This is a genomic window from Pseudogemmobacter humi (genome assembly GCF_900609055.1).
In the GTDB taxonomy this organism is placed as follows: Bacteria; Pseudomonadota; Alphaproteobacteria; order Rhodobacterales; family Rhodobacteraceae; genus Pseudogemmobacter; species Pseudogemmobacter humi.
In genome coordinates, this window is sequence record NZ_UXAW01000032.1 from 24,544 (window position 1) to 39,665 (window position 15,122).

The window sequence follows — 15,122 nt, forward strand, 5'->3', positions numbered from 1 at the left end:
ATCGGACTCCTCTGGTTGGTCATAGTGTGGGTTGAGTGGTGCGGGCGGCGTTCGGATGCCCGGCCGGGGGCATCCCCAGTTTCGGCGCCGTGCTTTCCGCCAGTTTTTCCCGCCGTTTCAGCTTTTTGATCACAACGGGGCATTTGGTTTCCGACTGGTAAAGCACCTGGCAATGCAGGCAGTTGATGCACTCGTTCGGATTGATCTCGCCGGTCGGATGGATCGACTGCACCGGGCATTCGTTGGCGCAGGTCTGACAGGGGTTGCCGCATTCATGGTAACGCTTCAGCCAGTCGAACATCCGCAGCCGCGCCGGGATCGCCAGCGCCGCGCCAAGCGGGCAGAGGTAACGGCAGTAGAAGCGTTCCACGAACAGCCCCGCCGCCAACAGCGCCAGCGCATAGGCCACGAAGGGCCAGGCGCGCATGAATTTCAGGATGATCGAGGTCTTGAACGGCTCGACCTCAGCCAGATGCTCGGCCTGTTCGATGCTCATCAGCGAGACGCCGAACAGACCGAGGAAGATCATGTATTTCACCGGCCAGAGCCGCTCGTGCAGGCCCCAGGGCAGGGTCCATTGCGGAACGCGCAGCTTGCGGGCGATCTGGTTGGTGATCTCTTGCAGCGCCCCAAAGGGACAAAGCCAGCCGCAATAGGCGCCCCGGCCCCAGAACAACAGCGCGGCGGCCAGGGCGAACCACAGGATGAAGGTCAGGGGGTCCAGCAGGAAGGCCTGCCAGCTGAACCCGTTCACAAGGCTGCCGAACAAAGCCATCAGGTTCACCACTGACAGCTGCGCGTTGAACATCCAGCCCAGCACCACCAGCGTGACCGTCAGATAGGCCATGCGGAACCACCAGAACCGCCGCCCGTTCCTGACCGCGTAATGCTGGAAGAAGAACACCGCGGTCAGCACCACCAGCATCGCGGCGAGAATGCCGATCTTCACCGTCGAATCCTGCCAGATCCGCTTCCACAGATCGGACTGGGCCTGGCCCTCCTCGCGCTCGGCCCGGGCGATGGCGTCGTTCTGCACCGCGGCCTGTTCCGGAGGCGGCGCGATGGCGCGCAGGAACTGCGGCGGCAGCTGGTAGCCCAGGTCGAAGGTCTGGAACACCTTCTCCACCGGCCCGATCTCGCGGTGCACCAGAAGCTGGATGCGGAAGGGTTTCGCCGGATCGAAGCCGGATTCTGCCGGGATGCGGAACAGGTCCATTTCGGTAAATTCGGGGGCGCCCTCGGCGGTGATCGCATTGATGCGGCGATGGTCGCGGTCGCGGAAGCGCACAGAAATATCGTCCTGGATCAGCACGATCCGGTCGAAGATGCCGCCGCGCACATAGCCCGAGCCCTTGAAGCTGTAGAGCCCGCGGCCCATCACCGCCACGGCCTGGTCGCCCTCGGCCAGCCAGCCGCGCAGGTTGGCCGCGGCAGCCTCGCCCAGCAGCGCCTGGCCGATGGCAGGAACCGAGACCAGCGCCGCCTGCATCTCGATGAAAGTGGTTTCGGGCGCCTCGGTCAGGGCGCGGGCAGCGGCGCGCGGGTCCGGGTTGGCGGCGAAGGCGGCGTTGACCTGGCCCACGTCCAGCGACAGCCGCCGCAGGGTGCCGTCGCCCTCCATCACATGCCAGTCGGCCTCGGCCGTCGCTTCGGGGTCGATCCCGAACCGCGGGCCGGTCCCCGCCGTCTCGGGCGCCAGCCCGCCAAGGCCCAGCGCGCGCGCCACCTTCAGCCCCGAGCGGATGATCGAATCGTCGATCACCATCACGGTGACGGTGGCGCCGGAGATGATGTCCACCTCATGTCCGGTGCCGCCCGACCGCGCTTCGGCCACCAGATCGAGGCCGGTGTAACCCGCGACCACCGCGGTCATCTTCGCCTCGGGGATGCCGATCAGCACGATGGGCTCCGAGTGTTTCACCAGCCGCGCCCCGGCGATCCTCGCGTCCTGGTCCACCGCCACCAGGGTATGGATCGGCTTGCCGGAATAACCGGTGGTGCCGACGAAATCCGAGGTGACGAAGACCCAGGCCACGGTTTCCGCCCCTTTCAGCACCGGGGCCACCGCCACATCCTCGCGCACCGGGCCGAAACTGTCGGCGCCCGGCACCAGGTCGGCGGCATTCTGTGCGGGAAGCAGGGTTTGCAGCACCGTCTCGGCACTGGCGGCGGCGGGCAGGACCAGCAGCAGAAGGCAGGTCAGCAGGCGGCAGACAAGAGGGCGGGCAAGGGTCATGCTGGGATCGTCCTGGCGGAAGCCCGGAGCCCGGCCGCGTCTTCCGCCATCGCGGAAATCGCAGAGAAGAGGGACATCCGGGCGGGGAAAGGCGGGGGTCCGCGCGAAGGCGGCAGGCATCTGTGACGCGACGGCGCGATGGTTCCGGCCGCGGCGGGCGGGGCACCGCGCTGCCAGGTGGCGGGGTGGACAAGGCTCTGCGCCTGCGGAAATTCTCCGGCGGCGACATCGCAAAGCGCGCAATCGCAGCAATCATGCGGGGCGGGATGCTCGTTCCCGGCACCGTCGAGCCAGACCGTCTTTTCTCCTTCGCCGCCGCAGATCACCAGGGCGGTCAGCGGGCCGGTGACCGGCGTCGCCGCCTGCGCCCAGGTGCCGGTCAGCAGCGCCAGCACCGACAGAATGGTCAGGCAGATGCGGAGCCGGAAAAGAAGGGGCGGGCTGCGGGTCATGAGCCTTGGGATAGAGCCTGGGTCATGGGGCTTCTTTGTGCGGCAACAAACTGCCCGCGGTTTGGCCTCAGCCCGCGCCGCGCAGCCCCGGCGCCCCGGCGAGGAACCCGTCCGCGAACCGCGCCCCCGGCATCCGCGCGCGCAGTTGCGCCAGCGCGCCGGGGGCGGGCATGCCTTCGGTCAGATGGTGGTAAACATCGACCACGCCAGCAAAATCCCCGGCCTGGGGCGAGAGCCGCAGCGAGACGACGCCCGCCTGCACCAGTTCCGCGATCTGCCCGGCCACCGTGGTATGGGCGTGGCCCATGGTCTGCACCCCGTTCACGGTCAGGAAGTCGTGCCCGTCCAGCGTCTGCACCTCGCGCCCGTCCGGGTCCTCGCCGCAGACGAAGAGGCAGGAGTCCTTGGCCCGGTCGTGCAGCCGCGCGTGATAGCAGCGCCCCGAGATCGCCAGCGGCGCGCGGCCATGGCCCCAGACCTCGATGGCGACGCCCGCCGCCGCGCCCGCCCGCGCCAGCACTTCGACCGAGGCCAGCGGCAGTTCCGGCGGCAGGCAGATCCGGGTCGCGCCCTTGCGGGCCAGCCATTCCAGCGTGCCCTCGTTATAGACGTTCACCGTGGGGCCGACCTGGAAAGCCGCGCCCTCGGGCAGGTGTTTCAGCGCGCCGAGGTCGGCGATTTCGACCGGGAGTCCGGCGCCGAACAGTTCTTCGGTCTGCCTGCGCTCGCGTTTGAGCGTGATCAGCGCCAGCGTCGACAGCGCGACCTCTTTTCCCGCCGCCAGCAGAGTTTCAATCGCGCCGGGGATCTCCTGCTGCCAGAACGGCAGGCGTTTCGAGCAGACCCATTCGCCGATCACCACCCGCCGCGCGGGCGTGGTGGCCATACGGCGGTAGAAATCGCTCACCGTTTCGGCGGTCCAGAAGAAGGCGATCGGGCCGATGGTCAGGTCCATCATCATCTCCAGGTCTTGGCATAGGCGCCGGTGGTCGCCGCCTGGCCTTCGGTGAGTTTGGCAAGCAGGCCCGCAGGCATCGGCGCGCCCTGTTCCGCCGCCTCGACCGCGGCGCGGAAGGCGCGCACCACCTGGGCGACATAGGCGCGGGACCGCTGCCGCCCCTCGATCTTCAGCGCCGTAACCCCCGCCTTTTGCAGCTTCGGGATCAGTTCGGTGGCATCCAGGCTGACCGGATCCTCGAAGATATGCCCGGTCTGGGCCGGGCCGGTCCGGGTGGCGGGCGCGGTGAAACAGCCCTTGCACAGCGTGGGGTAGGGCACCGGCGCGCCCTTCGGGGTGCGGTGGATCAGATAGCCGCCAAGCCGCGCCTCGTTGTTGCCCGCCACTTCCTCATAGGCAACATGGCTGGCCGGAGAGCAGACGCCGTTCATGTTCGGCGAGAGCCCCGTGGCCCAGGACGAAAGCGAACAGCGCCCCTCGGCCATCACGCAGAGCCCGCCGAAGACGAAAACCTCGGTCTCGATGTCGATCTCGCGGTTGATCGCGGTGATTTCCTCGACCGTCAGCACCCGGGGCAGCACCACGCGGCGGATGCCGAAGGCCTCGGCGTAAAGGTTGATCGCATCGGGGTTGGCGGCGGCGGCCTGGACCGAGAGATGCAGGCGCAGATCGGGGTGCGCCTCGGCTGCGTGCGCGATCAGGCCCGGATCGGCCAGGATCACCGCATGGGCGCCGGCCTGATGGGCGTCAGCCACGGCGCGGTGCCACAGCGCCTGCCCGCCCGCGCGCGGGAAGGTGTTGATCGCGACCAGCACCCGCGCGCCCCTGGCCCTGGCATAGGCCACGCCCTCGGCCAGTTCCTCGCGCGAGAAGTTCAGGCCGGGGAAGTTCCGCGCATTGGTCTCGTCGGCGAAGCCGCAATAGACGGTATGGGCGCCCGCATCCACGGCGGCGCGCAAAGCGGCGGGGGTGCCCGCGGGGCAGACCAGTTCCATCATGCCAGGGGCTCCTCTCGGGAAAGCGCATAGCCGCTGCGCTGCGCCGCCAGATGCGAGGCGCGCCGCAGCCAGCGGTCGAACGGGGGCCGCGCCAGCGCCGCCAGTTCGCCGGTCAGGTCCAGCTCGGCATCGTCCAGCGCGTTGCGCAAAGCCAGCACCGCAGACGTGTCGCCGGAAATCTCCAGCTCGCCCGAGAAGAACAAAGCGTCGCCGTCCTCGGTGCCGTGCAGCATGGCAAGAAACGCCGCCATCCGCCCCCGGATCGCCGCGTCATGCGGCGGCGGGGCGCGGCGGGGCAAAGCGGTGATCCGCCGCGCCTCGGGCTCCATCAGCAGCAGAACCGGCCCGTCCTGCACGTCGATCAGAAAGCGCGCCGCCTGATACGGCCCGAGCCGCGACAGGATCGCGGGCTGGCGCGTGGCGATGCGGCGCAAAAGCCGCGTCAGCGCCAGCCCGAGCGCGGGGGCGGCGAGCGGCGGCAAAGGCAGGCGGGAGAACAGGCGGGGCAGGGGGCGCGGCAGGGTCATGCGACAATGCTGCCATGGAAAAACCCGGCCGTGCTTGATCCCGGTCAAGCGCGGCCGTGAAATCCGCTGTCAGATTGCGCCGCATGAAGCCGACGGAGCCGACGATGCGCAGCCTGCCCGCCTTTCCCGATCTGCGGGCCTTTCTGGCCTGGGCCGAGGCAAGGGGCGATCTGGCGCGGGTGGATGCGTCGGTCTCGCTGCGCCATGAGATGACGGCGCTGCAACTGGCGGCCCTGCGGGCGGGCGGGCCGGTGCTGCGGTTCGATGCTCATGATGGGCCGAAGATGCCGGTGGTGACGAACCTTTTCGCCACGCGCGAAAGGGTTGCTGCGGGCCTGGGGCTGACGCCCGACCAGATCCCGGGTTTCGGCGCCTTCCTCGCGTCCTTGCGCAGCCCGCCGCCGCCCGAGGGGATGCGCGACGCGCTGTCGCGCTGGCCGATGCTGCGCGCGGCGCTGGCGGCGCGGCCCCGGGTGCTGCGCCATGCGCCGGTCCAGGAGGCGGACCTGCCCGACCTGAGCGCGCTGCCGGTGCAGACCCCCTGGCCCGGGGACGGCGGGCCGCTGATCACCTGGCCGGTGGTGATCACCCGGCCGCATGGGGCCGGGGAACTCTCGCGCTACAACCTCGGCGTCTACCGCGCCCAGGTGCTGGCGCCCGACCGGCTGATCCTGCGCTGGCTGGCGCATCGCGGCGGCGCGGCGCATCACCGCTCGTGGGAGCGGGCGGGCGAGCCGATGCCGGTCGCCATCGCGCTCGGCGCCGATCCGGCGACGCTGCTCGCGGCGGCTCTGCCCCTGCCGGAAAACGTGTCGGAGCTGGGGTTTTCCGGGGTCTTGCGCGGTGCGCGGACCGATCTGGTCGCCGCGCGCTCGGTGCCGCTGATGGTGCCCGCCCGGGCGGAAATCATCGTCGAAGGCTGGGTCCATCCCGGCGAGACCGCGCCCGAAGGCCCGTTCGGCGACCATACCGGCTATTACAACGCGGTGGAGCCTTTCCCGGTGCTGCGCGTAAGCCGCATCACCTGCCGCCGCGACCCGCTTTATCTGACCACGGTGACGGGCCGCCCGCCCGACGAGCCCTCGGTGATCGGCGAGGTGTTCAACGATCTGGCGCTGCCGGTGATCCGGGCGCAGATCCCCGAGGTGCTGGACCTCTGGCTGCCGCCCGCGGCCTGCTCTTACCGGATGGCGGTGGTGAAGATCGACAAGCGTTACCCCGGCCAGGCGCGCCGCGTGATGATGGCGCTGTGGGGGATGCTGCCGCAGTTCTCTTATACCAAGATGATCGTGGTGGTGGACGGCGATCTCGACATCCGCAACTGGGACGACATCGCCTGGGCGCTGGCCACCCGGATGGACCCCGGGCGCGATGTGATGCTGATCGGGCGCACGCCGATGGATTACCTCGACTTCGCCTCGCCGCTGGAGGGGCTGGCGGGGAAGATCGGGCTCGACGCCACCACCAAGATCGGCGCCGAGACCGCACGGGAATGGGGCCGCGAGATGCGGCCCGACCCCGCGCATGAGGCCCGCGCGGCGGAACTGCTGGCGGGGATATTGCCATGAGGGTGGTTCTGGGCGTCTCGGGTGCTTCGGGCGCGGCTTTGGCGCTGGATTGCGCCGCAGTTCTGAACCGCCTCGGGGCCGAGGTCGATCTGGTGCTCTCGGTGATGGCCGGGCGCACGCTGGCCGAAGAGATCGGTCCCGGGGCCGAGGCCGCGCTTTGCGCGCTGGCCACGCGGGTGCATCCGATCGGCGATCTCGGCGCGGCCATCGCCTCGGGGTCGTGCCCTGTCGCCGGGATGATCGTCGCGCCCTGTTCGATGCGCAGCCTCGCGGCCATCGCCCATGGGCTGGACGACAACCTGCTGACCCGGGCCGCCGGGGTGCAGCTGAAGGAACGCCGCCCGCTGGTGCTTCTGGCGCGAGAGGCGCCGCTGACGCTGGCGCATCTGAAGAACATGCAGGCGGTCACCGTGATGGGCGCGGCGATCCTGCCGCCGGTTCCGGCCTTCTACCTGCGGCCACAAAGCCTGGCCGAAGTCACCGCCCAGATCGCGGCCCGCGCCGTCGATCTTCTGCATCTGGCCCCGCCGCAGGCGCGGGCCTGGACCCCCGACCCCCACGGAGACCCCAAATGACCGACCCTCTTCTCTCTCCCGAAACCGCGGTGCGCGACATCGCCGCGAAACTTCCCGGCGCCGCCGGGATCTTCCGCGACGCCGACATCAGCTTTTGCTGCGGCGGCGGGCTGAGCCTGCGCGAGGCCGCGGCCCAGGCCGGGCTGGAGCTGGCCGCGCTGACCGGCAGGCTTCAGGCGCTGATCGACCGCGCCGCCGAGGACGCGCCGCAGGATACCCAGGGCCTGATCGGCCATATCATGGAGCGCTATCACGCCACCCACCGCGAGGAGCTGAACTTCCTGGTCCAGCTCGCCAATCGGGTCGAGATGGTCCACGGCGATCACGACGAGGCGCCGCTTGGGCTGACCGAGGCCCTGATCGCGCTGCGCGACGATCTCGATGCGCATATGTCGAAAGAGGAAAGCGTGCTGTTCCCCGCGATCCTGAGCGGCGCGGGTGCCCTGCTGGCCGAGCCGCTGCGGGTGATGAACGAGGAACATACCGGCACCACCGATCTGTTGCGCCGGATCGAGCATGTCACCCATGGCCTTGCGCTGCCGGTGGGTGCCTGCGGCTCCTGGACCGCGCTTTATACCGGGTTGCGCAAGCTGTGCGACGATGTGGTCGCCCATATCCATCTGGAGGAGACCATCCTCTTCCCCCGCGCGCTGGCCGCCTGAGGCCGCAGGCCTTCGGGCCTGCGATTACGGCCGGCAAGGGTTGCGTCTCGGGCGGCTCACCCGCTGCCCGGGCCTCCGCCGCAGCGCCTTCGTCGCGCGGGGTGCAGATCTGCGTGCATCCCGCGCCCGCTCTGCTCCCATTGTGCCCTGGCCGCGGGCGCAGACATCCTCAGAGCGGATGCGGTCGTCCTCACCCAGACAGGTTCCCGCGTGAGCGGCACCCGTTTTGCCAGACCGCAATAAACAGGCTCAGACGATTAACGGCTGGGCGAAAATAAGAAGGACCCGCTGCCGCAGCGGGGCGCGGGCCGCCCGGCGCCCCCTTCCAAACCACGCGCGGCATCTTGGCTTGGCTGGCGGGAAGCTCTAGGCAGATGACCATGTATTAAGATGGCCCGGGAGGGGTGAGATGAAGATCGCTGTCGCAGGCCTGGGATACGTCGGTCTCTCGAACGCCATTCTGCTGGCGCAGAACCACTCCGTGATGGCGGTGGACGTTTCCGGGCCCCGGGTTGCCATGGTGAACGCGCGCCGCGCGCCCATTGTCGACGCCGATATCGAGGATTTCCTCGCGCATCGCGATCTCGACCTGACCGCGACGACAGACGCCGATGCGGCCTTTGCGGAGGCGGAATTCGTCATCGTCGCCACCCCGACCAATTACGATCCGGTCAACAATTACTTCGACACCTCCAGCGTCGAGGCGGTGATCGACCGGGTGCTCGCGGTCAACCCGGCGGCGGTGGTGGTCATCAAATCGACGATCCCGGTCGGCTATGTCGAAAGGATCCGGGCGGAGAAGGGCACCGATAACGTGCTCTTCAGCCCGGAATTCCTGCGCGAGGGCCGCGCGCTTCACGACAACCTGCATCCCTCGCGCATCATCGTGGGGGAACGGTCGGAACGCGCCGAACGCTTCGCCGCGCTGCTGCTGGAAGGGGCGGTCGACAAGGATGTCGCCCTCCTGTTCACCGACCCCTCCGAGGCCGAGGCGATCAAGCTGTTCGCGAACACCTTCCTTGCGCTGCGGGTGGCGTTCTTCAACGAGCTCGACAGCTATGCCCTGTCGCGCGACATGGACAGCCGCCAGATCATCGAAGGGGTCTGTCTCGATCCGCGCATCGGCGCGCATTACAATAACCCGTCCTTCGGCTACGGCGGTTACTGCCTGCCCAAGGACACCAAGCAGCTTTTGGCCAATTACGCCGATGTGCCGCAGAACCTGATCGCGGCGGTGGTCGAGGCCAACCGCACCCGCAAGGATTACCTTGCCGACCGGATCATCGCCCTGCGTCCGCGCCTCGTCGGCGTCTACCGGCTGGTGATGAAGGCGGGGTCGGACAATTTCCGCCAAAGCTCGATCCAGGGCATCATGAAGCGGATCAAGGCGAAAGGGATCGAGGTCATCGTCTACGAGCCCGCGCTGGAAGAGGATGCCTTCTTCGGCTCGCGGGTGGTGCGCGACCTGGCGGAGTTCAAGGCCGAGGCCGAGGTGATCATCGCGAACCGCCGCACCGCAGACCTGGACGATGTGGCAGAGAAGATCTTCACCCGCGACCTGTTCGGCGCAGATTGAGCAGATTGAGGAGACGGGCATGGCACCGAAATTCGGCACGAGCGGCCTGCGCGGTCTGGTCACGGAGCTGACGCCCGCGCTGATCGCGGATCATATCCGCGCCTTCGCCGCCGCCTGCGAGACGGGGGCGGGGCTGTTCGTCGGCCGGGACCTGCGGCCATCGTCGCCGCGGATCGCGGGCGATGTGATCCTTGCGGCGCGGGATCTGGGGCTTGAGGTCACGGATTGCGGCGCGCTGCCCACGCCCGCGCTGGCGCTTGCCGCGCGCACGGCGGGGGCTGCGGCGGTGATGATCACCGGCAGCCATATCCCCGCGGACCGCAACGGGCTGAAATTCTACACACCCCGGGGCGAGATCGGCAAAGCCGACGAGGCGGCGATCCTTGCGGCGCTTGGCCGTCCGGCAGCGGGCCGGGCCGGAGGGCTGCGGCAGGACATGACCGCGGGCGCGGATTTCGTCGCCCGCTATGTCACCGCCTGCGGGGCGCAGGCCCTCGCCGGGCGGCGGATCGGCGTCTGGTCCCATTCCGCCGTGGGCCGCGACATGCTGTCCGAGATCCTGCGCGGGCTTGGGGCCGAAGTGCCGGAATTCGGGCGCTCGGAGACTTTCATTCCGGTCGATACCGAAGCGGTCGATCCGGCCAGCGCGGCGCAGATCGCGGCTTGGGTGCGTGAGGCGGGGCTGGACGCCCTCGTCTCGACCGACGGCGATTCCGACCGGCCCCTGCTGGCGGATGAGGCGGGGCGGATCGTGCCCGGCGACATCCTCGGCCAGATCACCGCGCAGGTGCTGGGGGCGGAAACCGTGGTCACGCCGGTCTCGTCGAACAGCGGCGTGATGCAGAAGGGCTTCGCCCGGGTGATCCGCACGAAGATCGGCTCGCCCTTCGTGATCGGGGCGATGGAACAGGCCGGAGGCCGTGTCACCGGCTATGAGGCGAACGGCGGTTTCCTGCTGGGGTTCGACGCCGAAGGCCCCGCCGGGCCGATCACCGCGCTGCCGACGCGCGACTGCATCCTGCCGCTCGTTATGGTGCTGATCGCGGCGCAGGGCGGCCCGGTCTCGGCCCGCGTCGCCGCCGAGCCGCCGGTCGTCACCCTGGCCGACCGCTTGCAGGAGATCGCGCCCGAAGTCTCGCAGCCTTTCCTTGCCAGCCTCACCGGGGACCAGGACGCCCGCGCCGCTTTCCTGTCCCGGCTCGGCCAGACGGAAGCGGGCACCGACCTGACCGACGGTCTGCGGATCATGCTGGCGGGCGGCGGCGTGCTGCATCTGCGCCCCTCGGGCAATGCGCCCGAGTTCCGGCTCTACGTCGAAGCGGGCGACGAGACCAGGGCGAGACGGCTGATGAAAGACGGGCTCGCCACCCTGCGCGCGGCGCTTTCGGCCTGACCGCGGGCGCAGGGCAGAGACAGGGTTCCGCGGAAAAATCCCGCCCCGGAACAACATTCCCGCCGTTCCCGCGGTTGTGGACTTTGCGCCCGGATTTCGCCCCTGCCCCGGCTTCGCCACTTCGTTGCCTTTGCTTTACCCATCTGCTGTGGCATCACAAACGGGAACTGGTTCTTTCCGGCATGGCAGGCAATGACTTCCAGAACGACGCTGACCCATCTTCAACGGCTTGAGGCCGAAAGCATCCACATCCTGCGCGAGGTGGTCGCCAGCGCCGAAAAGCCGGTGATGCTTTACTCGGTGGGCAAGGATTCCGCGGTGATGCTGCATCTGGCGAAAAAGGCCTTCTGGCCCGCGCCGCCGCCGTTCCCGCTGCTGCATGTCGATACGACCTGGAAATTCCGCGCCATGTATGACCTGCGCGATAAGGCCGCCCAGGCCGCCGGGATGGATCTGCTCGTCTACCACAACCCCGAGGCGCTGGAAAAAGGCATCAACCCCTTCGACCACGGCAGCCTGCACACCGATATGTGGAAGACCGACGGTCTGAAACAGGCGCTCGACAAATACAAATTTGACGTGGCTTTCGGCGGCGCCCGGCGCGACGAGGAGAAATCCCGCGCCAAGGAGCGGATCTTCTCGTTCCGCTCGGCCAACCACCGCTGGGATCCGAAGAACCAGCGCCCCGAATTGTGGAAGCTTTACAACACCCGCAAGGCCCCGGGCGAGACCATCCGCGCCTTCCCGATCTCGAACTGGACCGAGCTGGACATCTGGCAATACATCCACCTGGAAGGGATCGAGATCGTGCCGCTGTATTTCAGCGCGCCGCGCCCGGTGGTGGAGCGGGGCGGGCTGATCCTGATGGTCGATGACGACCGCTTCCGGCTGAACCCCGGCGAGGTGCCGGTGATGAAATCGGTGCGCTTCCGCACGCTTGGCTGCTACCCGCTGACCGGCGCGGTCGAGAGCGAGGCAAAGACCCTGCCCGAGGTGATCCAGGAAATGCTGCTGACCACCACATCCGAACGCCAGGGCCGGGCGATCGACCACGATCAGGCCGCCTCGATGGAGAAGAAAAAGCAGGAGGGGTATTTCTGATGAGCGCCAAAGACCCCGCATATGTCGCCGACCGGCTGATCGCCGAGGATATCGACGCCTATCTGGTGCAGCATCAGCACAAGACCATGCTGCGCTTCATCACCTGCGGCTCGGTCGATGATGGCAAGTCGACGCTGATCGGGCGGCTCTTGTATGACAGCAAGATGATCTTCGAGGATCAGCTTGCAAGCCTGGAACACGACAGTAAAGCGGTCGGCACCCAGGGCGGCGAGATCGACTTCGCGCTGCTGGTCGATGGTCTGGCGGCCGAGCGCGAACAGGGCATCACCATCGACGTGGCTTACCGCTTCTTCGCCACCGACAAGCGCAAGTTCATCGTCGCCGACACGCCGGGGCATGAGCAATACACCCGCAACATGGTGACGGGCGCCTCGACCGCGGACCTCGCCGTGATCCTGATCGACGCGCGCCAGGGCGTGCTGACCCAGACCCGGCGACATTCCTACCTGGTCAATCTGCTCGGCATCAGGAACATCGTGCTGGCGGTGAACAAGATGGATCTGGTCGGCTATTCCGCCGAACGGTTCTACGAGATCGTCTCGGATTATTCGCATTTCGCCAAACAGATCGGGATGGAGAGCTTCCTGCCGATCCCGATTTCCGGCCTGAAGGGCGACAATATCGTCACGAAATCGGCAGAAATGCCGTGGTATCAGGGGCCGGCGCTGCTCGGCCATCTGGAAGAGGCCCCGGTCAACGACAGCCGGATGCTGGACCAGCCGTTCCGCATGGCGGTGCAATGGGTGAACCGGCCGAACCTCGATTTCCGCGGCTTCGCGGGCCAGATCGCCGCCGGTGCGGTGCGGCCCGGAGACCCGGTGCGGGTGCTGCCCTCGGGCAAGACCACCACGGTCAGGGCGATCCCGGCCTTTGGCGGCGAAAAGGACGTGGCGGTGGCGGGCGAGAGCGTCACGCTGACCTTCACTGATGAGATCGACTGCTCGCGCGGCGATGTGATCACCCGCGCCGACGCGCCCTGCGAAGTGGCCGACCAGTTCGAGGCGACGCTCGTCTGGATGGACGAGCACGAGATGCTGCCCGGCCGCCCGTATCTTTTGAAGATCGGGACGCAAACCGTGACCGCCACGGTGACCGAGCCGAAATATGAGGTCAACGTCAACACGCTGGAGCATCTGGCGTCAAAAACGCTGGCGCTGAACGCGATCGGGGTGGTCAATATCTCGACCGACCGGGTGATCCCGTTCGAATCCTACGCGACCAACCCCGACCTCGGCGGCTTCATCCTGATCGACCGGATGACCAATGCCACCGTCGCCGCCGGGATGATCCATTTCGCTTTGCGCCGCAGCCAGAACATCCACTGGCAGGCGGTCGACATCAACCGCGAGGCCCATGCCGCGCAAAAGAACCAGAAGCCCGCCGTGGTCTGGTTCACCGGCCTTTCCGGCTCGGGCAAGTCCACCATCGCGAACCTGGTGGAAAAAAAGCTGCATGCCATGGGCAAGCACACGTTCCTGCTCGACGGCGACAACATCCGTCACGGGCTGAACCGCGACCTCGGCTTCACCGATGCCGACCGGGTGGAGAACATCCGCCGCGTCGGTGAGGTGGCGAAGCTGATGACCGATGCCGGGCTGATCGTACTGACCGCCTTCATCTCGCCCTTCCGGTCCGAGCGCCGGATGGTGCGCGATCTGATGGCGGCGGGCGAGTTCCTGGAGGTTTACGTCGATACGCCGCTGGAAGTGGCCGAGGCGCGCGACGTGAAGGGGCTTTACCGCAAGGCGCGCTCGGGTCAGCTCAAGAACTTCACCGGGATCGACAGCCCCTATGAGGCGCCCGAAGCGCCCGAGCTTGAGGTGAACACCGTCGATCTGAGCCCCGAAGAGGCCGCCGACCGGGTGATCGCGCTGATCATGCGCTGATCAACCGCAGGACAGTCTGGCACCCGGCAGAGCCGCCGGATCGGTATCCGCGCCGTTGTCCGCAAGGATCGCCGCGGATATCCGGCCTTGCGACAGCAACCGGCCAGCGGCGGTCTCTTCAGCACTCTGGCCGGGGGCCGATCACTCGTGCCTTCCGGGCGCAGCGGCAGAATACCCGATTGTCCGGAGAAAATCGGCCGCCGGCCGATGACAGCATTTGTCACGCCATGGCGTCTTCTCAAACGCCTCGCGGAGTGACACGATGCCAGCCTCCCGACCCTCTGCCCGCCGGGGGCCATCAGCAATCCAGAGGCGCTCACCCATGAAGCTCAAATCCATTTCCCTCGTGCTCGCCACCACCGCGCTGGCGGCGCTTTCGCTGCCTTCCTTCGCGCAGGATCAGGACAAGTCCGGGTCGAACCTCACCACCACCTCCGGAGGCGAGAAGGGCGCCGTCGCCACGCTTTCGATGGCCTATGAGCTTTACGGGATCGGGATCGCCTCGGGCGACGCGCTGACCGTGCTCACCGCCGCCAGGCTCGCCGCCTCGGCCGAGGTGGAGGCGCAGGAACCCGCCGCCCTCGATCCCGCCGGTTTCGACGCCGAGGGGCTGAACCTTGAGACTTTCGCTAAGAAACGGGCGCCGTCGCCCACCCCCGCCGCTCCTGCGCCGGTCATGAAGGACGAACCCCGTCCCGCCGCCGTGGCCACCTTCCGCGATGCGCTGAACGAGGATGAGGGCGAGGCGGAAACCCCCGCCACCGCCGCCGCGATGTTCGCCAAAGCGACCGAACTCGCCGGTGATAACGAGGCGCTGAAAGAGATCATCGCCGACGCAGAGGCGGAAACCTCGCGCGGGCGGATCGGCGGCGGGGTAAGCTGGCTGTCGCGGCTGAACTCGGGCAAGGTGGATATCTGGCAAGTGCCCTTCTACGGCAATTCCTATGCCGAGGTGGCGGTGGCCGGCGATGGCGACGCCAACCTCGACGTGGTGATCACCGATGAGAACGGCAATGTCGTCTGCTACGATGTTTCGCCCTCGGATCAGGTCTATTGCGATTTCGTTCCGGCCTGGGACGGCTATTTCTACATTGCGGTGGAGAATACCGGGCGCAAGCGCAACTCATATTACCTTCTGACGAACTGATCCCGGCGCTTGCCAGGACAGA

At 67.8% G+C, this 15,122-nt stretch carries 13 protein-coding genes; 8 read left to right on the forward strand and 5 right to left on the reverse strand.

The genetic code is table 11. The features are described 5' to 3' along the window. Nucleotides 1–19 precede the first annotated feature (19 nt). The 5 genes from XINFAN_RS01590 to ubiT all read right to left on the reverse strand — a co-directional run bounded on the left by XINFAN_RS01590 (nt 20) and on the right by ubiT (nt 5,171). The gene (locus XINFAN_RS01590) at nt 20–2,236 is read right to left on the reverse strand and encodes a NosR/NirI family protein (protein WP_124084742.1); all 2,217 of its coding nucleotides are present in this window, start codon (nt 2,234–2,236) and stop codon (nt 20–22) included. Next, nucleotides 2,233–2,688 (reverse strand): DUF2946 family protein, encoded by a 456-nt coding sequence (locus XINFAN_RS01595; protein WP_124084743.1) that lies wholly within the window; start codon nt 2,686–2,688, stop codon nt 2,233–2,235. The genes XINFAN_RS01590 and XINFAN_RS01595 overlap by 4 nt, the downstream gene beginning before the upstream one ends. Before the next feature lie 67 nt (nt 2,689–2,755). Next, nucleotides 2,756–3,643, reverse strand: coding sequence for a ubiquinone anaerobic biosynthesis protein UbiV (gene ubiV, locus XINFAN_RS01600; RefSeq protein WP_124084744.1), 888 nt, complete (start codon nt 3,641–3,643; stop codon nt 2,756–2,758). A 2-nt stretch (nt 3,644–3,645) separates the two neighbouring features. Then, nucleotides 3,646–4,641: a ubiquinone anaerobic biosynthesis protein UbiU gene (gene ubiU / locus XINFAN_RS01605; protein WP_199286339.1), complete on the reverse strand. Its 996-nt coding sequence runs from the start codon at nt 4,639–4,641 to the stop codon at nt 3,646–3,648. Then, a complete protein-coding gene (ubiT, locus tag XINFAN_RS01610; protein WP_124084746.1) occupies nt 4,641–5,171 on the reverse strand; it encodes a ubiquinone anaerobic biosynthesis accessory factor UbiT in 531 nt (176 codons plus the stop codon). Before ubiT ends, ubiU begins: the two co-directional genes overlap by 1 nt. Nucleotides 5,172–5,275: 104 nt before the next feature. Between ubiT and XINFAN_RS01615 the strand changes: the two genes are divergently transcribed. From XINFAN_RS01615 to XINFAN_RS01650, 8 genes are all read left to right on the forward strand, one after another. After that, nucleotides 5,276–6,739 carry a UbiD family decarboxylase gene (locus tag XINFAN_RS01615; protein ID WP_124084747.1) on the forward strand — a complete coding sequence of 488 codons (1,464 nt, stop codon included), beginning with the start codon at nt 5,276–5,278 and terminating at the stop codon, nt 6,737–6,739. Next, nucleotides 6,736–7,314 (forward strand): UbiX family flavin prenyltransferase, encoded by a 579-nt coding sequence (locus XINFAN_RS01620; RefSeq protein WP_124084748.1) that lies wholly within the window; start codon nt 6,736–6,738, stop codon nt 7,312–7,314. The genes XINFAN_RS01615 and XINFAN_RS01620 overlap by 4 nt, the downstream gene beginning before the upstream one ends. Next, a complete protein-coding gene (locus XINFAN_RS01625; protein ID WP_124084749.1) occupies nt 7,311–7,976 on the forward strand; it encodes a DUF542 domain-containing protein in 666 nt (221 codons plus the stop codon). The genes XINFAN_RS01620 and XINFAN_RS01625 overlap by 4 nt, the downstream gene beginning before the upstream one ends. A 409-nt stretch (nt 7,977–8,385) precedes the next feature. Next, a complete protein-coding gene (locus XINFAN_RS01630; protein WP_124084750.1) occupies nt 8,386–9,552 on the forward strand; it encodes a nucleotide sugar dehydrogenase in 1,167 nt (388 codons plus the stop codon). Nucleotides 9,553–9,571: 19 nt separating this feature from the next. Then, the gene (locus XINFAN_RS01635; RefSeq protein WP_124084751.1) at nt 9,572–10,945 is read left to right on the forward strand and encodes a phosphomannomutase; all 1,374 of its coding nucleotides are present in this window, start codon (nt 9,572–9,574) and stop codon (nt 10,943–10,945) included. A 192-nt stretch (nt 10,946–11,137) separates the two neighbouring features. Further along, nucleotides 11,138–12,046 (forward strand): sulfate adenylyltransferase subunit CysD, encoded by a 909-nt coding sequence (gene cysD, locus XINFAN_RS01640; protein ID WP_124084752.1) that lies wholly within the window; start codon nt 11,138–11,140, stop codon nt 12,044–12,046. After that, a complete protein-coding gene (cysN, locus tag XINFAN_RS01645) occupies nt 12,046–13,953 on the forward strand; it encodes a sulfate adenylyltransferase subunit CysN (protein ID WP_124084753.1) in 1,908 nt (635 codons plus the stop codon). Before cysD ends, cysN begins: the two co-directional genes overlap by 1 nt. Before the next feature lie 322 nt (nt 13,954–14,275). After that, nucleotides 14,276–15,100 carry a hypothetical protein gene (locus tag XINFAN_RS01650; RefSeq protein WP_124084754.1) on the forward strand — a complete coding sequence of 275 codons (825 nt, stop codon included), beginning with the start codon at nt 14,276–14,278 and terminating at the stop codon, nt 15,098–15,100. Nucleotides 15,101–15,122: the final 22 nt, after the last annotated feature.